The sequence below is a fragment of the Acinetobacter sp. SW-226 genome (assembly GCF_055632855.1).
On record NZ_CM145752.1, the window covers coordinates 2,110,741 to 2,136,730 of the forward strand.

The 25,990-nt window shown below is 41.5% G+C and carries 23 protein-coding genes; 8 read left to right on the plus strand and 15 right to left on the minus strand.

The features are described 5' to 3' along the window. Positions 1-26: 26 nt before the first annotated feature. Both dusB and ACZ8ZH_RS10120 read right to left on the minus strand, forming a co-directional pair. A complete protein-coding gene (gene dusB / locus ACZ8ZH_RS10115; protein WP_110975874.1) occupies positions 27-1,052 on the minus strand; it encodes a tRNA dihydrouridine synthase DusB in 1,026 nt (341 codons plus the stop codon). 411 nt (positions 1,053-1,463) lie between these two features. Further along, complete coding sequence (locus tag ACZ8ZH_RS10120; protein WP_119063824.1) at positions 1,464-2,324, minus strand: DMT family transporter; 861 nt, start codon at positions 2,322-2,324, stop codon at positions 1,464-1,466. A gap of 126 nt (positions 2,325-2,450) precedes the next feature. Between ACZ8ZH_RS10120 and ACZ8ZH_RS10125 the strand changes: the two genes are divergently transcribed. The 4 genes from ACZ8ZH_RS10125 (at position 2,451) to ACZ8ZH_RS10140 (ending at position 6,252) form a co-directional block, all read left to right on the plus strand. Continuing rightward, positions 2,451-3,845 carry an aminotransferase-like domain-containing protein gene (locus tag ACZ8ZH_RS10125; RefSeq protein ID WP_119063823.1) on the plus strand — a complete coding sequence of 465 codons (1,395 nt, stop codon included), beginning with the start codon at positions 2,451-2,453 and terminating at the stop codon, positions 3,843-3,845. A gap of 217 nt (positions 3,846-4,062) precedes the next feature. Beyond that, positions 4,063-5,268, plus strand: a complete 1,206-nt coding sequence (locus tag ACZ8ZH_RS10130) for a DUF1615 family protein (protein ID WP_086209355.1) — start codon at positions 4,063-4,065, stop codon at positions 5,266-5,268. Beyond that, positions 5,235-5,891, plus strand: coding sequence for an HAD-IB family hydrolase (locus tag ACZ8ZH_RS10135; protein ID WP_119063822.1), 657 nt, complete (start codon positions 5,235-5,237; stop codon positions 5,889-5,891). The genes ACZ8ZH_RS10130 and ACZ8ZH_RS10135 overlap by 34 nt, the downstream gene beginning before the upstream one ends. A 160-nt stretch (positions 5,892-6,051) precedes the next feature. Beyond that, complete coding sequence (locus tag ACZ8ZH_RS10140) at positions 6,052-6,252, plus strand: hypothetical protein (RefSeq protein WP_086209357.1); 201 nt, start codon at positions 6,052-6,054, stop codon at positions 6,250-6,252. 37 nt (positions 6,253-6,289) lie between these two features. On the opposite strand, the gene ACZ8ZH_RS10145 is transcribed toward ACZ8ZH_RS10140, so the two are convergent. After that, complete coding sequence (locus ACZ8ZH_RS10145; protein WP_119063821.1) at positions 6,290-7,384, minus strand: fatty acid desaturase family protein; 1,095 nt, start codon at positions 7,382-7,384, stop codon at positions 6,290-6,292. Between the two features lie 14 nt (positions 7,385-7,398). After that, positions 7,399-8,466, minus strand: coding sequence for a ferredoxin reductase (locus tag ACZ8ZH_RS10150; RefSeq protein ID WP_119063820.1), 1,068 nt, complete (start codon positions 8,464-8,466; stop codon positions 7,399-7,401). Positions 8,467-8,606: 140 nt separating this feature from the next. Between ACZ8ZH_RS10150 and fabR the strand changes: the two genes are divergently transcribed. After that, a complete protein-coding gene (gene fabR, locus ACZ8ZH_RS10155; RefSeq protein WP_110975963.1) occupies positions 8,607-9,302 on the plus strand; it encodes an HTH-type transcriptional repressor FabR in 696 nt (231 codons plus the stop codon). A 32-nt stretch (positions 9,303-9,334) separates the two neighbouring features. Here fabR and ACZ8ZH_RS10160 read toward each other — a convergent pair whose 3' ends face one another. The 8 genes from ACZ8ZH_RS10160 to ACZ8ZH_RS10195 form a co-directional block, all read right to left on the minus strand. After that, on the minus strand, positions 9,335-10,150 hold the full coding sequence (locus ACZ8ZH_RS10160; RefSeq protein ID WP_119063819.1) for an alpha/beta fold hydrolase: 816 nt from the start codon (positions 10,148-10,150) through the stop codon (positions 9,335-9,337). Positions 10,151-10,294: 144 nt separating this feature from the next. Next, a complete protein-coding gene (locus tag ACZ8ZH_RS10165) occupies positions 10,295-10,561 on the minus strand; it encodes a PAAR domain-containing protein (RefSeq protein WP_086209362.1) in 267 nt (88 codons plus the stop codon). Positions 10,562-10,719: 158 nt separating this feature from the next. Next, the gene (gene rapA / locus ACZ8ZH_RS10170; protein WP_470247669.1) at positions 10,720-13,557 is read right to left on the minus strand and encodes an RNA polymerase-associated protein RapA; all 2,838 of its coding nucleotides are present in this window, start codon (positions 13,555-13,557) and stop codon (positions 10,720-10,722) included. A 136-nt stretch (positions 13,558-13,693) separates the two neighbouring features. Next, on the minus strand, positions 13,694-14,338 hold the full coding sequence (locus tag ACZ8ZH_RS10175) for an RluA family pseudouridine synthase (protein ID WP_470247670.1): 645 nt from the start codon (positions 14,336-14,338) through the stop codon (positions 13,694-13,696). 174 nt (positions 14,339-14,512) lie between these two features. Then, positions 14,513-15,628 (minus strand): ABC transporter permease, encoded by a 1,116-nt coding sequence (locus ACZ8ZH_RS10180; protein ID WP_470247671.1) that lies wholly within the window; start codon positions 15,626-15,628, stop codon positions 14,513-14,515. 19 nt (positions 15,629-15,647) lie between these two features. Then, the gene (locus ACZ8ZH_RS10185; protein WP_470247672.1) at positions 15,648-16,778 is read right to left on the minus strand and encodes an ABC transporter permease; all 1,131 of its coding nucleotides are present in this window, start codon (positions 16,776-16,778) and stop codon (positions 15,648-15,650) included. A gap of 10 nt (positions 16,779-16,788) precedes the next feature. Then, entirely contained in the window at positions 16,789-18,687 is a 1,899-nt protein-coding gene (locus ACZ8ZH_RS10190; RefSeq protein WP_470247673.1) for an ATP-binding cassette domain-containing protein, read from the minus strand. Positions 18,688-18,691: 4 nt separating this feature from the next. After that, positions 18,692-19,708 carry an HlyD family secretion protein gene (locus ACZ8ZH_RS10195; RefSeq protein WP_119063817.1) on the minus strand — a complete coding sequence of 339 codons (1,017 nt, stop codon included), beginning with the start codon at positions 19,706-19,708 and terminating at the stop codon, positions 18,692-18,694. A 116-nt stretch (positions 19,709-19,824) separates the two neighbouring features. Between ACZ8ZH_RS10195 and ACZ8ZH_RS10200 the strand changes: the two genes are divergently transcribed. Beyond that, positions 19,825-20,460, plus strand: coding sequence for a TetR/AcrR family transcriptional regulator (locus ACZ8ZH_RS10200; protein ID WP_086209368.1), 636 nt, complete (start codon positions 19,825-19,827; stop codon positions 20,458-20,460). Here ACZ8ZH_RS10200 and ACZ8ZH_RS10205 read toward each other — a convergent pair. Beyond that, positions 20,451-22,205 carry an amidohydrolase gene (locus ACZ8ZH_RS10205; protein WP_119063816.1) on the minus strand — a complete coding sequence of 585 codons (1,755 nt, stop codon included), beginning with the start codon at positions 22,203-22,205 and terminating at the stop codon, positions 20,451-20,453. The two genes, ACZ8ZH_RS10200 and ACZ8ZH_RS10205, sit on opposite strands and share 10 nt — an antisense overlap. A 153-nt stretch (positions 22,206-22,358) precedes the next feature. Beyond that, complete coding sequence (locus ACZ8ZH_RS10210) at positions 22,359-23,243, minus strand: LysR family transcriptional regulator (protein WP_086209596.1); 885 nt, start codon at positions 23,241-23,243, stop codon at positions 22,359-22,361. A 108-nt stretch (positions 23,244-23,351) separates the two neighbouring features. Here ACZ8ZH_RS10210 and ACZ8ZH_RS10215 point away from each other — a divergent pair, with 108 nt between their 5' ends. Both ACZ8ZH_RS10215 and ACZ8ZH_RS10220 read left to right on the plus strand, forming a co-directional pair. Then, on the plus strand, positions 23,352-23,927 hold the full coding sequence (locus ACZ8ZH_RS10215; protein WP_086209370.1) for a chromate transporter: 576 nt from the start codon (positions 23,352-23,354) through the stop codon (positions 23,925-23,927). After that, a complete protein-coding gene (locus tag ACZ8ZH_RS10220; protein ID WP_086209371.1) occupies positions 23,924-24,439 on the plus strand; it encodes a chromate transporter in 516 nt (171 codons plus the stop codon). Before ACZ8ZH_RS10215 ends, ACZ8ZH_RS10220 begins: the two co-directional genes overlap by 4 nt. 146 nt (positions 24,440-24,585) lie before the next feature. Here ACZ8ZH_RS10220 and ACZ8ZH_RS10225 read toward each other — a convergent pair whose 3' ends face one another. Continuing rightward, positions 24,586-25,983 (minus strand): efflux transporter outer membrane subunit, encoded by a 1,398-nt coding sequence (locus tag ACZ8ZH_RS10225; protein ID WP_470247674.1) that lies wholly within the window; start codon positions 25,981-25,983, stop codon positions 24,586-24,588. Between the last annotated feature and the right edge of the window lie 7 nt (positions 25,984-25,990).

Consider the following 25,990-nt stretch of genomic DNA (forward strand, 5'->3'; position numbering starts at 1 on the left):
GCTAAGCTCCAATAATGGAGCTTTTTTTATTTGGTTTCCAATAGGTTAACTTGTTCCACCTGCACATCACTCATTGTTTCACCATGCACAAGCAACTGATCAAAGTAGTCTGCAACCACTTTAAATTGCTCAGTTGTGCTTTCAACTTTATACATGTTTTGGCGGAACTCATTACTTGAGCGTAAGCCTTTGGTGTACCAAGCAATATGTTTACGTGCAATTCGACAGCCAGAGTATTCACCATAAAAACTATACAATTCAGAAAGATGACCCTGCAACACCTCTTTAACTTCCTGAATATTAGGTGCAGCCAAATGCTCCCCTGTGTCCAAATAATGTGCTATTTCACGGAAGATCCATGGACGCCCTTGCGCTGCACGACCAATCATAATCGCATCTGCGCCAGTATAATCAAGCACATATTTAGCCTTTTCAGGACTATCAATATCTCCGTTGGCAATGACTGGGATTGACAATATTTGTTTGACTTCTTTAATCAGACTGTAACGTGCGGTATTCAAATACATATCTTCCCGAGTACGACCATGCAGTGCTAATGCTGCAATACCCGCCTCTTCTGCGCGCTTCGCCACCCGTAAAATATTTTCATGGCCGTTTAAAAAACCTAAACGCGTTTTGAGTGTCACAGGAACATCAACCGCAGCAACAACTTCATCTAAAATACGAGCCACCAAGTCTTCATCTTTTAAAAGTGCAGAGCCTGCCAATTTATTACAGACCTTTTTTGCAGGGCAACCCATATTAATATCTACTATTTGCGCACCATTTGAAACTTGATAGCGCGCGGCTTCAGCAAGCTCTTTGGGATCTGATCCTGCAATTTGTGCAGAAATCGGTGCTAGTTCACCATCAAAATTGGCACGGTATAAACTCTTCTTACTCATGCGAAGTGTCTGATCTGAGGTCATCATTTCGCTGACCGCATGCCCTGCACCAAAATATTTGCATAATGTGCGGAATGGACGATCAGTAACACCTGCCATCGGTGCAACAATCAAATTATTTGAAAGTTGGTATGGACCAATATACATATAGATTCATCATATTTTCGACCGAAACAGTATACTGCATCTATTCTTTCGGCTCATCTTTTATGATGTGGTCTTCTTTTATGGAAGAAACGGTTTCTTTTGCTATTGAAGTACTAAGGGTTCGTAATCTAAATAATAGTAGAATCAGTTATATCTATTAAAAAATAGACTCTGTCGCACAAGGTCAGCTCTCCCCAAAGAGTCGAATACCACTATTTATAAAAAAGATTTACGAACCATTCGTAAAAATAATTAAGCAACTAACGCCTGAAATGCTTGTAACCCTACCCCTCTAAATCCTGAAGCTCAATACATGTCCAAAGCTTTAAAGGAGTTTTATGATCCACGCTTAAACCCAAAACAAAACCCTCACCATGTTGAAAGTCGACTGCTGAGGATAAAAATTTTCCTTTAGGCATATTTTTTTGCCCCAACAACACAAAGTACAGCAGCCAAAGTTACAACTAACATCGTCCAACTTACTGTTTCGTGTAACAACCATCCTGCCAATGCAAGCCCAATAAAAGGCTGAAATAATTGCAGTTGCCCCACAGCTGCAATTCCACCCTGTGCCAATCCACGATACCAAAAGACAAAACCCAACAACATGCTAAAAAATGAAACATATCCCAATGCAATCCATGCAGATGTACTAGTAGCATAAAAAGATGCCGGCATCGTAAATAGTGTTAAAAATAACATCGGCGGCAAAGATAAAACCAAAGACCAACTTATTACTTGCCAACCGCCTAAATTTCGAGATAATTTCGCACCTTCTGCATAACCCAATCCACACAGAATAATTGCTATAAGCATGAGAATATCCCCCTTCCAAGAAACTCCCATATCCCCAGTAGCCGCATAACCTGCGACAAAAGATGCTCCAGCAAGTGCAAATAACCAAAAATATGGTTTGGGACGCTCCCCACCACGTATAACAGCAAATATTGCGGTACAAATAGGTAACAGACCTAAAAAAACAATTGAATGTGCAGATGTAACAGACTGTAGTGCAAAAGCTGTTAACAATGGAAAACCTATCACTACACCTATTGCAGTGACCACAAGTGAAGGAATCTCCTTTTTCTGTGGATGTGGCTGACGGAATAATAGGAGTAAGGCTAACCCAAATACTCCTGCAATTGTGGCACGGGCACTGGTCAAAAAAATCGGTGTAAAGTCTGCAATCGCTACGCGTGTTGCAGGTAGAGATCCAGCAAAAATTACAACACCAATCAATCCATTGATCCAACCATTTTTCAGTACTTTCATTTAACAGGTCTCAAATATTCAACCACTCAAATTGAACATGAATCCCTCTTTTTAAACCAGAAACAATTCAGTACAATTATTAGAAACTGTTATGCATATATATCCAATACAGCTTAGAGTGAAGTCATGCGAAGCCATACCCGTATTAATGCAGTCATGCAAGAAATTAAGCAAAAAATTACTTCTCGTACTTATTTACCAGGTCATCGACTCCCTTCTGTCCGGCTCCAAGCTCGAACAATGCATGTGTCAATTTCTACCGTTGTTGAGGCTTATGAACGTTTAATTGCTGAAGGTATGATTATTTCCAAAGCTGGTTCTGGCTTTTATGTCTCAGGACCAATCGCTCCCCTTTCGTTGACTCAAATTGAACCTCAGCTTGATCGGGAGGTCGATCCTTTATGGGTCTCTAGACAAGCTCTTGAAACAGGCGTTAATGTTTTAAAACCAGGATGTGGGTGGCTCCCGCCAGACTGGTTATATGAAACAGGGGTGAGACGTGCACTTCGGACTATGGCAAAAGCAGATTCACTAGAGTTAGTCGAATACGCAACACCACTGGGGCACCCAGAATTAAGACAATTTATTTCTCGTCGCTTAAGTTCAGTTAAAATTGATGCATGTTCCAATCAAATCATGCTCACGGAATCAGGGACTCAAGCAATTGATTTAATATGCCGGCTGTTATTAGAAGCAGGCGATACCGTTATTGTCGATGACCCATGTTATTTTAACTTTCATGCTCTGCTAAAAGCCCATCGTATTAAAATTATCAGTGTGCCTTACACTCCCATGGGCCCTGATCTAAAAGTGTTTGAATCCATTCTAGAAGAACACTCCCCGCGACTGTATATTACAAATTCAGGTATTCATAACCCTACAGGTGCAGTGCTTTCCCCAGTAATCGCTCATCGTTTGTTAAAGCTAATTGATCAGACTAATTTAGTCATTGTTGAAGATGACATCTTCGCAGACTTCGAACAAAGTCCCGCTCCTCGTTTAGCCTCTTTTGATGGGCTAAATCGCGTCATACACATCAGTAGTTTTTCCAAAACAATTTCTGCATCTATACGTTGTGGCTACATCGCAGCCAAAGAATCTTGGATTGAAAATTTGATAGATTTAAAAATTGCCACTTCTTTTGGGGGAGGAAGGCTGGCTGCTGACATGGCGCTAATTGCATTAAAAGACAGCGGTTATCGAAAACATATGGAAAACATTCGCGCACGATTAGCGTATGAAATGCTGCAAGTAGCTACCAAACTTGAAGCATTGAAAATTCAGCCATGGATCATGCCACAATCAGGTATGTTTTTATGGTGTAAACTTCCCGATGGTTTGGATGCAGCCGTTATTGCTAGAGAATGTTTAAAAGATGGGGTGGTATTAGCCCCTGGAAATGCATTTAGCCAATCATTGAGTGCTCAAAACTTTTTAAGATTTAATGTTGCCCAATCTAGGGATGAACACATTTTTTCGACTTTAAAGAAAGTTCTTGCACAGTATTCTGTTGAGTTATAAATAAAACGAGAAAACCTAATCTCTTTATTTCCAACATATAACAAAGAACAGTCTTAATCCTTATTTTGGCTATAGACCTCACATGACAACCATACTCAATCAAATGATTTGACAGTTATCATCAACCAATATACATATAAAATTCATCACTTTTTCGACCAACATAGTATACTGCATCTGCTGTTCTAGCTTGTCTTTTATCATGTGTTCTCTATTTATGAATAAAAAGCTGTTTCTTTCTTCTGGTTTAAAAACATTAAGTGTCTTGGCCATATCTATAGGCTTAACCGCCTGTGGTGATCGCTCATGGTGGACAGATGATGAGCCAAAGCTCAATGCCGAGCAAATTGCCCGTATCATTCCAGGACGTGTCAATGATCGAAGCTCATGGGCAAAAGATATCTACGAAATTTCAGAACAGTTAGGTATTCCTCAAAACAAAGAGAATATGTGTTCAATTATTGCTGTAGTCGATCAAGAGTCGAATTTTGTGGCTGACCCAGAGGTCTATGGTCTAGGTGAGAAAGCAGTAAAAGAAGTTCAAGAACGCTTGGATGAAAAATTTAAAGATAAACTGGGTGATGCCATTGGTGGCACCATTGCAGGCTATTTTCAGCAGGTACTAAAAGAACAGCCAAGCCCTGAAGATAACTATTTAAGCCAAATGCGTCGTGTCAAAACAGAACGTCAGTTGGATGAGCTTTACCGTGAAATTTTTGACTATATGTCTAATCATTATCACGTCAGTGCATTGACTGGAGCTGCTAAACTTGTAGGGCAAGACGTTGGTGAAAAAATGAACCCCGTTACAACCCTTGGATCAATGCAAGTACACATTGGCTATGCTAAAGAACATAAACGCGAAGGTGGCAGTATGGCTGACTTGCGTACAGACCTTTATAGCCAGTATGGGGGGCTTTACTATGGTATCCATCGACTCATGATGTATCCTGCTGACTATGACAAACCCCTTTATCGCTTTGCTGACTATAACTCAGGCATGTACTCTAGCCGAAATGCTGCGTTCCAAAGCATGCTAAATGACTTAACTGAAGCAGAACTTGATTTAGATGGTGATTTATTGCTTTATGGCAAAGATGGCTCTCCTAAGTCGGCAAAAAGTCAGTCTGAACGTGAATTGATTACGGTGTTTGCTCAACATAACATTTTGGTTACACCGCGTCAGATTCGCTCAGATTTAAAGAAAGAAAAAGAGAAAAAGTTTGAAGATACTGCAACTTATCGTGCAGTAACCAAACTTTATCAAGAGGTCACAAAAAAGGAACCTTTCTATGCCATGATGCCTGAAGTCGTGATTTCTGGTCCAAAGTTGAGTCGTGATTACAATACAAATTGGTTTGCAACCCGTGTCAATGGACGTTACCAATCATGCATGCAACGCTCAAAGCGCATAAAAATTTAGCTTTATTTGACTTTGATGGCACCCTGTATGGAAAAGACAGTTTTACAGGGTTCATTTTCTATGTGCATTCAAAGCGACATATTGCTTTACAAGGGCTAAAAGTCCTCCCCTATATTCAAAGCTATTATTTAGGTTTCTATCCTGCACATCAAATGCGCCCGAAACTTTTTCAGGCCATGTTTAAACAGGCCGAAATTAAGGAAATTGATATGCATGCAAAGCTCTATGCAGAGCGCCTCATGCAAGGTCTTAATCCTGCGTTGTATAGCCAACTTAAACAACACCAAAACTTAGGCGATGATGTTGTCTTAGTCTCCGCTTCAATTGATATTTATTTAAAATATGTGTGTGAAATACTCTCGATTGATTTGATCTGCACGCAGGTAGAACAAAATCAACAGCGTTATACGGGACGCTATCTAACTCCTGATTGTAGCTGTGAGCAAAAGGCTGTCCGTATCCAAGAAAAATATGAGCTTGATCGCTACCATGCTGTTTATGCTTATGGCAACAGTGTTGAAGATATGCAAATGTTGTCCTTAGCCGATTTCACTTATTTTGCAGGAACAGATGCACAGCTTCCTGACCTCTCTAATCACCCCAATCATCGGCAAATTAGTTAATTATTAAGGCGTGCTTAATATTTAAGCATATTAAAATTTTAAATATATTTATTATTAAAATTCAGCCATCTTTATTTACCAAAAAATATATTTATGATAAATTTTTACGAATAAAAATATTTTTGAAAACCATCCCACTTTATTATAAAAAGGCATCAATATGGATCAGTTTTCTCCACCAAAGTATGTCAAGGGTCTTTCTATCAAATTTGGTGAGAGCCCTTTTGTGCTATTGGCGCAGTTTGCTTTTAATGCATCTAAACAAAAATGGTTAAAACATGAAATTGAGCATGTACTCCACATCGCAAAACAAGGTGATTACGATCATTTAGTAAAAACCTTACGTCAATTTAGTAAATAGCATAAAAAAGCCACTTCATATGAAGTGGCTTTTAAACTTACTTTTTAAAAGGAAATGCGTATTTAACAATACGTTTTATCACACTGCCATATTGTTTTACCAAGCTGGCATTATTGTAATTTAAACCATATTTTTCACATACTGCTTGTACTTTTGGTGCCATTTTACGGTAGCGACGTGCAGGAACATCAGGATACAAATGGTGTTCAATTTGGTGACTTAAATGTCCAGTCAAAATATGGAACGCTTCTGATCCAGTTAAATTTGATGATCCACGAATTTGACGCATGTACCAGTGGCCACGGCTTTCATTTTCCAGTACTTTTTTCGGGAAAACTTCGACGTCTTTAGTGAAATGTCCACAAAAAATCACACTAAATGTCCAAATATTACGAATACCATTTGCAACCAAATTTCCCGTAAAAACAGGCAATGCTGCAGGACCTGCAATCAGTGGGAAAAATATATAGTCTTTAAACAGTTGCTTACCAATCTTACGTTGCATCGGTTTCCATTCAGCTAAAGTTTGCGCTTTACTCTTACGACCTTTGAAATATTTACCCAACTCCAAATTTTGAATCGCAACTCCCCATTGGAACAATAAGCAAAATGGAATGCTGTAAAGGGGTTGTAATAAAAAGCCAGGTTTCCAACGCTGTTCGGGGAATAAGCGAAGCAGTCCATAACCAATATCATCATCCATTCCTTTAATATTGGTATAGGTATGATGCTTATAATTATGGGTTTGACGCCAATTATCTGATGTGCCTACGATATCCCATTCATAGTTTGGACCATTAAATTTAGGGTCATTCATCCAGTCATATTGACCATGCATTACGTTATGGCCCAACTCCATGTTTTCCATAATTTTGGAAAAACCAAGTAGCCCCGTACCTAGAACCCATGCTGGCGGAAACCACCCAGCAAATAAACAGGCGCGGCCTGCAATTGATGAGTAACGCACTGCTGCATACACACGACGAATATATTGCGCATCTTTTTCACCAATATCATCGAGCACTTCTTGTTTAATGGCATCAAGCTCACGTGCAAGCTCGTCCAACTCAAATGAAGTCAACTCACGATTCTTTGGATTTTTAAAGTATTCAACTTTTACTGGCATATTCATTGTATTTATTCCCCTTATAAATCAACAATAAGATCAGTTTGTGCTGTATTCACACAGATTTTAAGAAAATTTCCAGGCTCAGAGTTTTGCGTACCATTAACCAAACTTTGAGTTGAACCTTCTACTTTATTACATGCACATTTATTACAAATTCCCATACGGCAACCATGTTGCGGTTTGACATTTTGCTGTTCTAAACTAGCAAGAATAGATTGCCCTTTTGGAATACTTAAAATCTTATTCGACTTGGTTAATGTGATATTGACAAAACCGACTTCATCATTTGTAAACTGGCTCATGCTAAATGCTTCGGTTTTTAGGATTTTCGCTTCACCGAAAAGTGCATCAACCGTAGCAACAAAACCAGAAGGACCACATGCATAAACCGTGGCCTGATCAATCTGAGTCAATCCAGTTAAGTGATCCGCATTTAAGCGCTGATCTGCATCTGGTTCTTGGGTGTAGAAAATACTGAACTGAAAACTTGGATATTGTGTAGCCAATTGTTCAAAATAAGTCTTGAATGCTGCATCTTCATGCTGTTTCACCCAATACATCAAATGTACAGGCTGTGTTTTAAGTTGAGTAGTATGATCCAAACGTTTAAGTAAGCTCAACATGGGTGTAATACCACTACCAGCAGCCAACAGGATCAATTCTGGATCATTTACAGTCAACTTCATGTCACCATAAGGCTGGCCAAACTCTAAAATATCGCCAATTTGAGTCTGTTCACACAGCCAATGACTCACTTTACCTTGATCCACTTTTTTCACGCTAAGCAACACATGCTGCGCATCTAGTTGAGTCAAACTGTAAGTTCGTTCGTAACGAATGCCCTGTACATCAACATAAACGGGATGATGCTGTCCCGCTTGGCCCATTTGAAAATGACGGTTAATTTGGATCGTCAAACTCACCATGTCATGTGCTGCTTCTTCTTTTTTCACCACTTTGCCTAATGCTTGGTGGATTGACCATAGTGGGTTAATTTTCTGGAGCCAAAAGTTTGCTGTATGTCTATCTACAACACTCTCAGCGAATTCAGTTAAAGGAGATTTTGTTCTTTCAAGGATATGCATAGTAAACGACCACGCCATAGATTTTGAATTATTATACACATGTATATATATTTGTATATATATTCCAATTGTTTCGTTTCGTTTCACAATGCCGACCAGTGGGGCTATAATAAAAGTCTTGATTTAATTGCTTGATAAATATGACACCGACCACCATTCAAACTCATACAACCAACACCGAGCATGAAGCTTCAAAACCCCATGCACCAGTGCTTGCACGTAGTGTCGGTCGAAAAGCAACAATCACAAAAGACGAACTGTTCCAAGCTGCTTTAAATTTAATTGGTCCTGAAAAAAGTATTGCATCTCTAAGTTTGCGTGAAGTTGCACGTGAAGCAGGCATTGCACCGAACAGTTTCTATCGTCACTTTAAGGACACAGACGAACTTGCAATTGAGTTAATTGAGCGTGCAGGTGTGGTACTACGTCAGATTTTGCATGAAGCACGCATTAAAGCGATTCGCCAAGAAAGTATTATTCGTAGTTCTGTTGAAGTATTTATTGAACAGTTAGATGCTGACGATGGCAATTTGAGTCTGTTATTACGTGAAGGTTATACAGGTTCCACTTCGTACAAAAGTGCAGTAGAGCGACAGTTAAACTATTTCCAGCAAGAACTTAAAGACGACTTAATTCGTTTAGAACGTTTAAACAACAGTAAACTCTTCCACCCTGAATTAGTCGCAATGGCAATCACCCAATTGGTATTCAATATGGGCGCCAAAGTGATTGATATGCCAAGTGTAGAGCGCAAGAAAATGGCTGAACAAACCATGATCATGATCCGCATGATTTTAGAAGGTTCACGTCATCTTGACGAAGCCATGATTCGTTGACGGCTTAACGTGAACATTCTTTACTCAAGGGTTTAGTTAACTTGGCCTTGTTTTTCAATCAATTGCTGTACAAAATCTGCAGTCTGTTCAGGTTTCTCAAGTGGAAACATGTGGCTACCTTCTAGCACACTATAGTTGATGCCATAGGTTTTTTTCATCCCTTGTGGCAAACCCTGCTTATAAAAATGACTATTTTTTGCAGTAATAAGATGTATTGGCATGTTAGGTGCTTTGCGTGGGGTACGCCACCACCATGCTGGGACTGTTCTAAAAATTTTGGCTTCAGTCTGTTTAGGAACAGCAAGTGTCACGCCACTTCGTATTGGATCAACTTTCAAACCGCACGCTATAAAGTCAGCAAAACACTGTTCATCAAAGTCCTTAAAAATACGATTCGGTCTCAGTGCTTGACTGGCTTGTTCAAGGCTTTCCCAATGATCTCGACGCTTAACGGTGACTGCCGCTGGGGTCAATTTATCAACCGACTTTGAACCCAGTTTTTGCAAAACTTCAAATAAAAATGCTTTAGGCCCAATCACAAATGGTGGGTCCATGATAATCACTTGCGAAAACAGCTGTGGTTTTTTATAGGCCGCCATCAAAGTGAGTAAGGAACCAAAAGAATGCCCTAAACCAATCACTTGTTGCTGGGGGAACTGCTGTTCTATATCTAAAATGACTTGATCCACCAACGCTTCCCAACGATATTCCACAGGATAGTGCGGATCTAGACCAATCATGGGAATGGCTTTAACATTAAAATCGTTGCTTAAAAAACGGAATAACTTTTGATAACTAGCAGATGGAATACCATTTGCATGGGTAAAGTGTAAGGCAGGTTTGCTCATATCTCTTTAAATCTATTTTTTCATACCGTGTTTACCATAGTCATTTTTGAAAATGAACGGAATGGCAAGACATGAAACATACGTCCCAACATTTGAGCATTTATGCCAGTTTCATGACTAGCAATAGAAGCATTCTAAATGACATCACTTGGCTGAAACTGTTAAGTTCTGATTACCTAGAAAAGTAGCGCCACAGTTAGTTTTGTCTCCTGCAATCACCACAGCACGCCCCAAGACTGTTGTGCTCTGGTCTGTTGCAATCGCAGAAACCACCATTCGGCACTTCGGACAAAAGTGTTTCATTCCATTTAAGTGCACAGCGATACCATTAATTACGAAACTGTTTTCGCACTCAATGACTACACCACCATGTGTTGTTTTTGAACCCATTGTGATTAAAGCTTTAGGCATAATTTATTATTCGATAAGTTAGAGTTTTAATGTTGAAAATTCTAGCATAAGCAAGCGCTTAAAATTTCAATAGATTACTTTTCAAATACAACGTAGACATCCCTTTTTGAAGTTCATTAAAAAAGCACCCGAAGGTGCTTTTCATACAGCAATTGCGATTATGGTTTAACCACAACCATCACTTGAATGGCTTCTGGTGTGACCGATAGACCATCGAGTAAACCAAGACCTTCTTTTTGCAATTTTTGTAGACGCAAAATTTCATCTTCACGAATACTCGGATTAAACTGCTTTAAATAAGTCAGACGGTCAATTTCGTATTGCCACTTACTACCGTAGACTTCTTTCGCTTGTTGCACAAAATTCGGTAAAGCCGAACGTGCAAGCTCTAATGCTTGCACATAACGCTGTTCAATCACCTCACGGCGTGCTTTCACGACTTGACGACAGCTATTGCCATCCAAATGATGCAAATACGGTTTTAAAATTTCAGGCGCAATTTTCTGCGACAGGTCTTGACCTTTTTCACTCAGCAAGACACGAACCAATTGTTGCGGTAAGCTTGAAGGTAAATTCAATGCTTTCGGTGCCACCACATCGACCTTAAACCAAACTTCTAACAGCACCGAACCTTGTGGTAAAGCAGCTGACTTCAACACTGCAACGTTAGTACTACCAAAACCTTGAGTGTTGATCATTTCCATCACACTTTCAGTAAATGGATGCTCAAGGGTTAAATACTGAGCATCTTCACGTACCTGAGCCTGATCACGATAGAAAGTCGCTGTCATACCTTCTTCGTCCAAGGTTAAACCTTGAACTTGCATTTGATCGGTTGGTTTAATGATCACAGTACCATTGCTTTGCTCGTCAAAATCAATATTTGTCGACGCCATAAAGCGCTTCATAAACATTGGCAAAGTGGTATTGTCATCATATTCTTCAAGCGCTTGCACGATTTCTTGCGCCACAATTGGACGGCATGAGTTGTATTCAAGCAAACGGTCACGACCTGATTGTAACTCAGCCTCTAATGCTTCGCGTTGTACGCTGACCGCTTCGAGTAAGTCATCAAACTGCTGACCTTTATCTGCCAGCAAGCAATCTTTCAATTCAACAATAAAGTTTTCTTGTAAAGTTTGCGCAGTTGGAGAGATATTACTGAAAATATTTAATGCTTCGTTATACCAACGGAACATGCGTTCTTGCGCTGTACCAATCAAATACGGCACATGAATTTGAATCCGGTTTTCTTGACCAATACGGTCTAAACGGCCAATACGTTGTTCAAGTACATCGGGGTTTGCAGGCAAGTCAAATAAAATCAAATCTGATGCAAATTGGAAGTTACGACCTTCAGAACCAATTTCAGAGCACAGTAAAATTTGTGCGCCATAAGATTCTTCAGCAAAGTAAGCCGACGCTTGGTCACGCTCAAGCAAACTCATGCCTTCATGGAACATTGCAGTACGAATACCCGCATGTAAACGGAGTACATTTTCAAGCGCTTCAACCACGGGACCAGTACGTGCAATGAGCAATACTTTTTTGTGTTTTAAGTCTGTACGTAGTTTTTCCATGAGCCACATGACACGCGGGTCAGCTTCCATCCACGCACCGTCAAGCTGTGCTTCTTCTGGCCACATTTGTTCACGCAATTTACCATCTTTAGACCAGTTTTCTGGTGCAGGCAAAGGTGCAGGCTGACAGTCACGACCTGGGAAGCCTTGAATGGCCTCACGGGTGTTACGGAACAAAATACGCCCTGTACCATGACGGTCTAAAAGCTCATGAATGGCACGGAAACGTTGTTCTGGTGCATCTTCAATGCGATGCCCTAACAAACCTTCCAATGCAGCTAAATGCCCTTCTTCAAGTGGCATATCTGACATCAGTACTTCAGCAATTTTTGCAGTTTGTTGATACTGGGTTTCTTCATCCAAGAAACGATCCAGCGAACTAAAACGCTGTGGGTCAAGTAAACGTAAACGCGCAAAGTGACTTTCCACACCCAGCTGTTCTGGGGTTGCCGTTAACAATAAAACACCCGGTGTTTTTTCTGCTAACTCTTCGATCAAGTCATAACGGTCATTGCCACCGTCTTCTTCATTCCACATCAAGTGATGTGCTTCATCGACCACCAACAGATCAAAACCAGCTTCTAGGGCTTGTTCACGCAAGTCATCATGGTCAATCATCAAATCGATTGACGCAATAATGCATTGTTCAGTCAGGAATGGATTCAGTTCAGGATCATGTTCTTTGATTGAAGCCGCACGGGTTAAATCAAATAATGAGAAGTTCAAATTGAAACGACGACGCATTTCAATCATCCACTGATATTGCAGTGAATCGGGTACCAAAATTAGGATGCGTTCTGAACGGCCCGTTTTAAGCTGTTGATGGATGATCAATCCAGCTTCAATGGTTTTCCCTAAACCAACTTCATCGGCTAAAAGGACACGGGGTGCAAAACGCTGACCCACTTCGTGTGCAATATACAGCTGATGAGGAATCAGACCGACACGTGAACCAACCATGCCACGTAAAGGGCTCGACTTCATATTGGCTTGCATCAGCATTGCTTCAATACGCAGGTCATACCATTCTTTATAGTCAATTTGACTTGCCAATAAGCGATCAAGCGGTTTAGACAGCTGAATTTGAGCGCCAATGCGAGTCTCATTCAGTGATTTACGTTCTTCCGTGCCATCTTCTAAGCGACGAACAACGTTATAACGCACCACACCATGACGGTCTTCGTGTGATTCAACCGTCCACTTGGTGCCTTCTTGATCTTGTAATTCATCGTTCACGTTAAAAATGATACGTGATAAAGGTGCATTATTCCGTGCATATACACGTGTTTCATCACTTTTAGGGAATAAGATGCTGACAGATCGCTCATCTACATCAATAAGAACTCCTAGACCTAGTTCTGTTTCTGTATCTGATAACCAACGTTGACCAATAGCAAACTGCTGCAATTTTTCCACCTTTATCTACAAGTTAGGACTGCAAATTTAATGCTCAAACATTGTTTGATATTTGAGCAAAATTATACACCTTTAAGCAATATATTTTGACATAAAGCTCACTAAAAAAGTGAGCAAATTTGATGATTCCACGTACTTAAAATGGTACTGGACAAATAAATTCGATACGTTCATCTGTTTGGGGATGATGAAAACTCAAACGCTCTGCGTGTAAACACAAACGCGGCATCAAATCTTGCTGGTCAGGCGCAGCATAGAGCGTATCTCCCACGATAGGATGACCTAAAAACTGCATATGTACACGAAGTTGATGTGAGCGTCCTGTAATAGGGGTGAGCACCACACGAGTCACGGGCTGACCCTGTATTTCAAAGTGTTCAATGGCTTTCCACTCTGTCACAGCAGGCTTATTATGACTGGGCTCTGCAATATGTAACGGTGGACGGGATGGATCATAAATCACAGGCACATCAACAGTGCCCTGACCATCTAAATGACCAGCCACAATCGCTTGATAGGTTTTATCGGTTTGGCGTTCTTGAAACTGACGAGAAATGGATTTTTGTCCCCAACGGCTGAGACCAAAAACCAAGATACCCGAGGTATCGCGATCAAGACGGTGGATCAGTAGTGTTTTAGGTTCTAGTTTGACTAAACGATTGATCATACAATCTTGTAAGTCTTCTATCTTCCCCGGAACGGTGAGTATACCTGCAGGCTTATGGATGACCATAAAGTCTTCATCTCGATGAATCAGGTGTTCGGTTAGAAAATTACTCAAGGTTCCATTCCAAGCTGATCGCGAAAACAAGCGGGCAATAATAAAAAGCTTAAGCCAGAAATACAATGCAAAAATCGTTTTTTTTAATCATGAACCGATATTGATTGCATTATTTAACGTCAAACGCCGAATCACAGTCTGTATCGATAAGTGAGACATAGAGATATCACACTATTATGACAAACGATTTCGAAATAACCACGCAGCCAAAGGCAAGGTAATTATGGCTAATATCAACATCGGTACAAAGTCCCATTTCACTTGCGCAAAACTCGCACCTTCCAAATACACCCGTTGTACCAAGTCTATGCCAAAGCGTAGCGGGTTGGCATAAGTCAGCCAATTCAACACTTCTGGCATATTTTGTACAGGAGTTAGTAAACCAGATAAAAGTGTCAAAGGCATGATCAAAAAGAAAGTATACAGCATGGCTTGTTGCATATTGAGTGCAATTGCTGAAATCGACAGTCCCACACCCACAACAGCAATATTAAAGGCAAATAATCCAAAATAAAGTAAGGCCAAGGAGCCATTCATCGGGATCTGGAACCAGAACAGAATAATTGCCAAAATAATGGAAGATTGAATAACCCCAATAATAATCGGCGGAATGGCCTTCCCAATCATAATCTGCGTCGGGGTATAAGGTGTAACTAAGAGCTGATCAAAAGTCCCTTGTTCACGCTCGCGTGCTACTGAAAGTGCCGAAAGTAACAGTGTCTGCATCATACTTAAAGTTGCAATCAGAGATGGCATGATGCCCCATCTCGACTCGACATTCGGGTTATACCATGTCCGCGCTTGTACCGTGATCGCGGAGTTGGTTCCCAAACGTTCTTGATTGACCTGCCCCACCACACTGCTGATGTAGGAGCCCGCCATACTTGCGGTCGATGAGTTTCTCCCATCTAGAATCACTTGAATCGGCGAAGCCTCTTGATTATTGAGCTTATCCTCAAAATCAGCAGGAATGATGATGACCGCCAAGGCTGTTCGATCATTAATCACCTGTTGGATTTGTTGATTATTTTGCAAATCTGCTGTTCGTTTAAAAATTCCTGAACCATCTAAATGTGCTAAAACTTGTTGTGAGCTTTGGCTTCGGCTTTGATCCAGCACAGCATAATCAACATGATTCACATCATAACTTGCGGCATAACCAAACAAGACCGCTTGGATAAATACAGGCGCGATTAAGGTCACCCGATTGGCAGGATCGACTAAAATGGCTAAAAACTCTTTTCGGATCAGCACCCAAAGATAAAGAAACCAGCGTATTAACGTTGCCATAACACCATTTTTCCTTTCGCTAGCCCAAACGCTTTTTCAGCGTACGCGCGGTCATTGCTGTGAATAGCAGAATATAAATCAATAAAATGCCACATTCTTTGAACCATAAAGACCAATCATCACCACCGAGTAATAATGTTTTAATCAAAGTCATATAGTGTGTTGCCGGTAAAACATTGCTGATGATTTGCACAATTAGGGGTAGGTTTCGTGTGTCGAACACAAAACCTGAAAGCATCAAAGCGGGCATGAAGCTGGCAAGCAGTGCCATTTGACTGGCTTGAAACTGACTTTTTGATAGGCCTGAAATCATCAGACCCAGCAGTAACGACACCATTAAATATAAAAAAGAGGCACTCATAACAGAGAGCAGTGATGCGCGAATGGGTACATCAAACAGAACATGTGCTGCAACTAAGCACATTACAATATCGATCATGCCAATTACGATATAGGGCGCCAGTTTTGAAAGTACAATTTCTAGAGGACGTACGGGCGTAACATATAATGCTTCTAAAGTGCCACGCTCGCGCTCACGTGCAATCAGCAAACCTGTTAAAAATGCGCCGACCAAGGTCAAAATTAGGACAATTAAACCCGGTACTAAAAACCACGTACTATTTGCGGACTCGTTAAACCACATACGTTGTTCAACCGTGATGATGCTAGCCATCGAAACTGCATTTGTTCGGTCTGCTTGTATCAAACTGGTGGTATTGAGCGCACTGGTAATATAACCCTGCAAGGCCGAAGCAATACTGGTGGAACGGCCATTGGTAATGACCTGAACAGCACCCGTTCCCTTTGCATATTGCTCCGCAAAGTTACTCGGTATATTGACGATGGCATCAATTTCAGCCTTGCCCATTGCGGCTTCGGCTTGGCTAAAGCTAGGATAATGCTTGACGGTAATGTATCTAGAGCCGTTTAAGCCACTCATCAGTTGCTGACTCTGTGGTGTGGGTTGTTGCTCCACCACCCCGACGCGTCCGTTGGTTAAGTCGAAAGACAGCCCATAACCAAACAACAAAATTAAAATAATCGGTAAAATGAAACCGATCGCCATACTACTTTTATCACGAAGCAGCTGTTTGGATTCTTTACGTGTCAAGGCAAACAGTCGTGTCCAGAAAGCTGAGAAATGATTCATCTGACGCTCCTCAGTGAACCTGCATGTCCGCACGGGACTGTTCAACGATGGCAATAAAAGCACTGTTCATATCATTGACACCTTCGCCATGCACCATACTTCGAATGTCTTTGGGTGTACCAAGTGCCAACATTTTCCCTGCATCCTGAATCGCGATACGATCGCAATATTCTGCTTCTTCCATAAAATGTGTGGTGATAATAATAGTAATGCCTTGATTGGCGAGCTCACCAATGGTGTACCAGAACGCACGTCGCGCCAATGGGTCGATACCACTAGTCGGTTCATCTAAAAACACAATTTCAGGCTGATGTAACAGTGCTGCTGCCATCGACAAACGCTGTTTAAAGCCATTTGGTAAATCACCACTTTTAGCATGTGGCTTGAGTTCAAACTGATGTAATGCCTGATCAATTTGTTGCTTTAGATGTTTGCCTGATAATCCATACGCACCGCCAAAAAACTTTAAGTTATCCAAAACACTTAAGTTGCCATATAGGGCGAATTTCTGAGATACATAACCAATTTTGGCTCTCGCTTGTGCACGTGCTGTACGCAGATTCATCCCTGCTACTTCGAGTACACCACTACTGGCAGGAAGCAGACCACACAGCATACGAAACGTCGTGGTTTTGCCTGCACCATTTGGCCCGAGCAATCCGAAAATTTCCCCGCGTGATACATCAAACGAGGTACTGGCCACGGCGGTAAAATCACCAAATGTACGCACAAGATCCTGAACCACAATGACAGGTGCTTCTGCGTTACTATCTAAATCTGCGTTGCTGTCTAAACGCGCTTCCTTATTCGGGACTTTTTCAGCATTGATCGGTTTGGTCTGAACGATGTTCGCATTAATGCTCTGATCATTGCTTTGGGCATAGCTTTGATCTGTGTTTAATCCTGTTATCGCCAGTTCGTTATTCTCAGCCACACCTGAGTCTACGGTGTTTTTTTCTACATGCTTTGCTTCATGCAAAAGCAACATAAATGCATCTTCAAGTTCTGCTGCTCTCGCTTCTGCAACAACACCTTGTGGCAGTTGATCAGGCGGAAGAATCGGATGTTCAGTTCGGGTAATAAAACGTACCACATCGCCTTTAGGCACTGCATCTGCAATGTATTTGTGATTATCCAGTAGATGTGCTTGTAACACCCTCGCCTTCATCCCTTGACTCGGTTTCACTTGCCATGTTTGACCTTTGGCATAGTCTGTCAGTGCTTCAGGTGAACCCTGTTTGAGGACTTGCCCTTCCAACATGACATACACATCATGACAACGTTCCGCTTCATCCATATACGCTGTGCTGATAATGACACTCAAGTTCTCATCTTTCACTAACTGTTCAATGATGATCCACAAATCACGGCGTGATAGCGGGTCAACCCCAACACTGGGTTCATCGAGCAGTAATAACTCTGGTGAACGAACTAAAGTACAAGCCAAGCCCAACTTTTGCTTCATCCCTCCAGATAACTTCCCCGCAGGTCGCTCTGAAAATCGTGCTAAATCGGTAATTTTAAGCAAGCGATCAAAACGTTCTTTACGTACATCCGCAGGTACACCATGTAGGTCGGCATATAAATCTAAATTTTCTTGAATGCTTAAATCTTCATATAAACCAAATTTCTGAGGCATATAGCTGATACGATCTTGTACAGACTGAGGGTCTTTGGCCACATCAATCCCAAGAACTTCCAAGCTTCCAGCAGTAGGCTCATACAAACCTGCAATCAATCTCAGCAATGTGGTTTTCCCCGCGCCATCAGGCCCAACCAAAGCAGCCAATTGTCCTGCCTTGATTTGCATATTCAGTCCTTGCAGCGCATACACATCTTCAGCGCCTTTTTGCTCAGCTTTGAAAACTTGCTTTAAATCCTGAGCGATCATCACGCAATCTGAAGACATCGACTTACTCGCTTGTTTTTGCTTTGGAAGATTTATCAATATTGACCGTCACAGGTTGTCCCATTTTCAACTGGTCATTCAGATCATTGACATAAATACGAACTTCATAGACCAACGTGGTACGAATGTCCTCGGTCTGAACGGTTTTCGGGGTAAATTCAGCAACAGACGAGATATAACCAATTTTTCCAGTGATTGGCTGATCTGGTTGTGAATCACGCAGAATGGTGGCCGTTGACCCCATTTTGATTTGTCCAAGCTCTGTCTCACTGGCATAGACGCGTACCCATTTTGGATCAGTTAAAGCAATGGTATAAACCGATTTGCTAGATGTCGTCATATCGCCCACCTCTTGTAAGCGTGCCCGTACAACACCATCCACAGGTGAGCGTAATTCACTTTGTGCAATTTGATATTTGATCAAATCCAAACTCGCTTTAGTCGAATCATATTGTGCTTTTGCCGCTTCGCGATCTTCTTTGCGCACCCCTTTTAACAGCAACTGCAAATTGGCTTCACTTTCACGCAAAGCTGCTTCGGCTGTTTTCATAGTGCTTTTAGCTGTATCAACTTCTTGCTTACTCACCGCTTGGCCTAGCGAACTATTGTTTAACACCGCTAGACGTTGATATTGTTTATCGGCATTTTCGAGTTGTGCTTTAGCTGATCCAACTTGTGCCTTTGCTTGGGCAATCTCTTCAGGTCGATTGCCCGCGGCTTGCTCATTTAAAGTTTGCTGTTGAACCTGCAATTGCGCATCCGCTTGTTGGGCTTGGATACTTAAAGATTCAGTATTTAAATGCGCTAGCACTTGGCCTTTTTTGACACGATCACCTTCCTGAACAGTCATATTTTTAATACGCCCTGCGGTTTCAAAAGCAAGAGAGACTTGTCGAATATCAACATTGCCATACAACACGATGTGCTGTGCATCGTCCTTATCTCGATTCAACCACCAATATGCGACTGCCGATCCAAGCAAGACCAATCCAATCAGCACCGCGACGTGACTCTTTTTCATGCACACCAGACCTTTGCTTATTTTTAATACAAGTTTAAATTTAAATTAAATTTAAACTACAATAATTAAGTAAAAAAAGATATACTCCTCTCATAATTTTTTACGCAGAGTAAACAATGTCTAGAGCTGGACGTAGCGATGGTGACTTAACCAAGTCGAAAATTTTGGATGCAGCAGGTCGTTTAATTGCTCAGAATGGTTTTGCAAAAACCACCAGCAAAGCGATTGCGAAGCTTGCCGAAGTCGATTTGGCTGCCATTAACTATCACTTCGACGGTCGTGATGGTCTATATCGTGCCGTATTAGCCGAAGCACATACGCATTATATTGATGAAGAAAAGCTGTTGGCTTTATTAAACAGCTCCCGCACCCCAACTGAAAAACTAGAAGTTTTTTTTGAAACCCTGATCAGCAAATTGGTTGAAACGGATGTGTGGCACAGCAAAGTATTTATTCGTGAACTTTTTTCGCCCACCACACATTTATACGATTTTATGCAAACTGAGGGCGCAAGAAAATTTCTATTAATCAAAAAGATCATTAGCCAAGTCTCAGGTATTGATGAAAACCACCCTGCATTATTAGCCTGCGTTTTGAGCACAGTTGCACCGTGCATGATGCTGATTATCGCTGATTCAAACTTACCTGGACCACTTAAAAATGTTTCGAAAGTTGAACCTGCGCTTTTGGTCAAACATCTCATGACCTTTTCAGTCGCAGGTTTAGCCGCCGCTAAACAACTTTATCGTTGATAAACCAACTGTCCTTGCTTATAAGTTGCAAGGACTTTGATGTCTTTGATTTTAGACGGTTCAATAGTGATTGGATTGGCGCTTAAAATAACAAAGTCACCGTATTTCCCTGTACTTAATGTGCCTTTAATATCTTCTTCAAAATACTGATATGCAGCCCAGTCTGTCATCGTTTTAAGTCCGATATACGGGCTGACTTTCTGCGCCTCACCCAAAACTTTTCCTGTTCGCGTAGTGCGATTAACCGTTGCATCCAGTACCATCATGCTTTTCGGTGGGATGACAGGAGCATCATGATGCTCGGTGAAAATTATGCCTTTTCTTAAAGCTGAACCTGTCGGTGAAATATGTTCAGCACGCTTTTCACCTAATGTTTGTGCCACATGCCAATCCCCCCAGTAGTAGGTATGCAAAGAAAAAAATGAGGGAATTAGGTGAAGCTGTTTCGCCCGATCCAGTTGATCTTCACGCATGGTTTGCGCATGAATAATCACATCACGTCGCTTTGAAGCATCATACTTCTTTTGCGCATTAGCAATCACATTGAGGTATTGATCAATCGCGGCATCACCATTGGCATGTGCCAAAATAGGCCATTGTTTCTCGAAAGCCAAATCAATCATTTGCTGAACTGTTTTTTGTTCTGGAAATGCAGGATAACCACGATAGTTTTTATCTTTCCCTTCGGGTGGAACCACATAAGGTTCGGTTAACCATGCTGTTTTACCTTGGGGTGAACCATCTAAGCTAATTTTCACGCCACCAATTCTAAAGTGATTCACATAATTTTTACTTACTCCTTTTTCAAGCATATATGCCTGTTCAGAACTAATATCGGGATAAGAGACAACATCAATCGCTAATTTGTTTTGATTGGCCAAACTACGCCAAAGCTCTGAAGTGCCACGATCAGCTCGTCCCTCTTGTACCGTGGTATAGCCATTTGCCATATAGGTCTGTACTGCAGTCAATGCCATCTGTTGCATGATTTCAGGTGGTACGGTTTTAAAAGCTTGCAGCATTGCCTCAATCACGACACTTTCTTCCAGTACACCATTTGGAATATTTGTCCCGACCACGCGTCGAATCACCCCACCACTAGGATTGCTACTTTTTTCATTAATGCCTAACAATTCGAGTGCCTTGTGATTTGCAGAGGCCAAATGTCCAGACTGATGCAAAATCAGCACGGGTTGAGTCGTTGAAATCTGATCTAAGTCCGAGGCTGTCGGATGGGCTTTCTCTTGTAGCTGGGCGTCATCATAACCATTGCCAATCATCCAACCAGAAGTGGCTTTTATAAACTGTGGATTTTGCTTTGCCCACGCCTTCATTTCTTGAACCAATGTGGCAATACTGACCACCTTACCATCTGGTGGCGGATATAAATTAGCCACGGTTTGCTGCATACCGACAGAATTTAAATGACTATGTGCATCAATAATGCCTGGGATGACTGTCTTGTGATTCAAATTCAGACGTTTCGCCTGTGGCGCAAGCTTTTCAGCCGTGGACAATGCGCCTGTATAACGGATCGTTCCATCTTGAATTAACATGGCATCGACATAGCTGGGCTGCATGCCTTGCATGGTTAAAATGGGGCCACCATAGACCAACAAGGCATTTTTCATTTGTTGTTGTGTATTTGAAACCGTACTAGACGGACTGGATGTACAACCGCTTGTCAACAACACAGAGGAAGAAAGCACAGTTGTGAGTGCAAAAGAAACTTTATTAAAAAACATGGGCTAAACACCTCATATCACTAAATATTATATTTTTACTCTGTACGAGCATTCCTTATATCTATAAAACTTGGATACATCACATCATTACTCTACCTTAGCACTTTAGGTCAGCGCTTGTCAGGCAGAATAAAGTGCTAGATATACAACAGATTATTGTAATAATTTTAAAATGTGCTGCAAACGGATGTGATCTATATTTTCTTTATACACTGCATAAATGGGTGCAATACACGGATTATTGGCCTTGAGCGCTTTATAAACAATCTGCTTATTCCAAAAGTCACGGATGGCTTCAGGCACGATGGATAAGCCAATTCCGGCAGCAATCAAATTTAAACTTGAAGTTAAACGTGGTGCTTCTTGTACGATTTTTGGACTAAAACCTGCTTGATAACAACTGGCCAAAATATTATCGAATAGATCTTGCCCAGCTAAACGTCGGTATAGCACAAAATCATGCGGTTCAAGATCCAGCAAATGAATCGGTTCGGCTTGCTCAGCCAAAGGATGATTGTTGGGTAGAGCCACAATGAGCGGCTCATCCAGTACATGCAAACTGGTTAAACCGAGGCCAATAGGTGCAGGTTTGCGTAAGAACACAATGTCATTTTTTTCATTGCTAATGGAATCAATCAGCGAGCTACTGCCATCTTCTTCCAAATGAATTGAAACACGTGGAAAAGTTTCCCGAAAGTTACGCAGCAACGCTGGTAAAAATGGATGTAAGCCAACCGAGTTGGTAAAGCCAATATTAATCTGACCTTCGACCCCCAAAGAAATATCCTGCACACGTTTGGGAATTAACTGTGCATGCGCCAATATCGCAAGGGCTTCTTTGTACAAAACCTTACCTGCTTCTGTGACCTCAACACCACGCGGCAAACGCTTTAATAGCTGCGCATTCAGTTCTTCTTCCAAGCTTTTGATAATCCGTGTCAACGGTGGTTGTTGCATATTCAAACGAACAGCGGCATGCGAAATATTACTTTCTTCTACCACTGCAACAAATGCTCTGAGTTTATGGATATCAATCATGTCCGCCCCATCAAACATACTTTTTCAGTATATATAACGTCAAAAATAGCATTTTTCAACATATCTCTACAGGTTCATACTGAGCTCATTCAACAAAAGGTGAAAGACATGAACACTGAAGTGCTCCCTGCTGAACAAATAACCCACCCGACTTCTCGGGAACTATTTGCAGGCTTTATGAAGCTGGGACTCATGGGCTTTGGTGGTGTATTGCCACTTGCACACCAAATGGTTGTAGAAGACCAAAAATGGCTCAACACGGAAGAGTTCACGCACTTATTGGGTGTCTGTCAAATCCTCCCTGGTGGAAACATCATCAATATGGCTGTTGCGATTGGCTATGAATTTCAGGGAGTTAAAGGTGCGATTAGTGCCGTTCTCGGATTAATTTTTGCACCGACGGTGATTGTGATTTTGCTGTATGAACTTTATGCACAATTTCAAAGTATCCCCGTGATTCAGCACATGATTCAGGGGCTGGCAGCAGCGGCAGCAGGTTTACTGTTTGCCATGGGTTTAAAAATGTTGAAACCGATTCTGAAAAGCTACCTCACAATCTTTACTATCGCGCTAACCATCGTCTTTATGTTGATCATTAAAATTCCACTGGCACTGACTTTACTGATTTTAGTAGGCATCAATGTCGCTGTCTTAAGCTTGAAAAAAAGAGGAAAAAACGCATGATTTTACTCACCTTAGCCATCGTTTTTACCCAGCTTTCTATATTGGCCTTTGGTGGAGGCAATGCCATTTTGCCTGAGATGCAACATCAGGTGGTTGAAGTGCATCGCTGGCTTACTGCTACAGAGTTCAGCACCATGTTTGCCATGGCTCAAGCGGCTCCTGGCCCCAATATGATGATTGTACCTTTGGTCGGCTGGCATGTGGCTGGGCCTGCTGGACTGTTCGTGACTTCACTGGCGAAGTTTGGGCCCTCTTCTGTACTGACTGTATTTGCACTCAAATTTTGGAATCAGTTTAAGGATCACCCACTACGTAGCATGTTTGAAAAGGCATTGAAACCCATTACCGTCGGCTTGGTTTTGGTTAGTGCCTATATTATTGCCGCTGCATCTGCTCAGAACTGGTTACTCATCGCAATCGTTATCGTCGCTACTGGTTTAAGCTTAGTGAAAAAACTTCATCCACTGTGGGTCATGCTCTTTGGGGCAGTATCAGGTGCACTGTTTTTATAAACAGTCTGTTCATTATAATCAGTATCCAATAACACATACTTTCTGTTTCACCGTTACTTTCAAATAAATAGTTTAAGCCTTGCATCTGAAAACCAAGATGCAAGGCTTTGCCATTTGAGTCAATAAACATGTGAAAAAAGCAAGGGTTAGGAAATATTTCCACCCAATGCAGTGATTAATTGCGCTGTATTTTTTAATTGGATTTGTTGCAACTCTAATGTGCTCTGTTCAGCTTGTAGCCTTAAATTCTGCGCCGTGACCACTTCCAAATAACTGACTAAACCTGCGTTATAACGTCGCATCACCACTTGTTCATTTTCTTTGCTCAGTTGTAGCAACTGAGCTTGTTCCAATTGTTGTTGCTTCAAACTTGAAGTCTGCATTAAGGCATCATCGACTTCCTTCCAGCCCGTAAGTACAGCTTGCTTATAGGCTGCTAATTTTTCGTCATAGCTTGCCTGCGCTTGAGCAATTTCAGCTTGACGTTTTCCACCATCAAAAATAACCGAAGCCGCTTCTAATCCCGTAGACCATAAGTATGCAGGGGCTTGGAACAATTGGCCCAACACTTGACTATTTAAACTCGCATTAAGACTAATACTAAGATCTGGTAACCAAGCCGTTTGCGCTAAACCCAACTGCGCATGTGTGCTCGCAAGCTCCCGCTCTGCACGAATCACGTCGGGACGTTGCATGAGTAAACGACTGGGTAGCTGCGCAGGTACAGCAGGAATACTCAAACGTTGCTGACGTTTTGCCAATTGAAACTGAGCCACACTTTTACCCTGTAAGACTGACAGCACATTTTCCTGTAAATTGCGTTCACGCTGCGTTTCGATTTGCTGTATTTGCACTTGTTTCAACTGCGTTTCTGCCTGTATTACATCTGCCCGCGCAATCATCCCTGCTGTATATTGATTTTTTAAAATTTGCACCGAACGTAGGTAACTTTTTTGGGTTTGCTGCAATACATCAAGTTGCGCATCCAAAACACGAATGTTCCAATAAGCCTCAGTCGCCAATAACTGCTGATTTAACTTGACTGCGGCTAAGTCAGCCTGCACCGCTTCTAAATTTGCCTGTTGTTCCTCTATCTCTTTTGCTACACGTCCCCACACATCGGGAATCCAACTGGCCTGAACCCCTGTACTAAACTGGCTATTTGGAGAAACATGCTTTGCACCATTACGGTTGGCAGCGCCTTCTAAGCTTAGATTGACAGAACGACTGGCTTTTTGCTGCTCAAGTAAAGCATTGGCTTGTCTATAGCGTGCTTCGGCCTGTTTTAGATTTAAGTTTTCTGCATTTAACTGTTGCAACAGTTGACTTAAAATAGAGTCTTGATAAATGTCCCACCATGCAACTGCCTTACCTTTTAACTTTGCGGTTTCTGTCCAATTAAGCATCGCATATTTGTATTGATCAGCCACTTGAATTATCGGTGTTTTATATTCAGGAGGACGTACGACCGCCGTAGAACTACATGCTGTCAACAACAATACACAACTTAGGCTGAAGACATTTTTATAAACCAAACCTGACATTCTATTT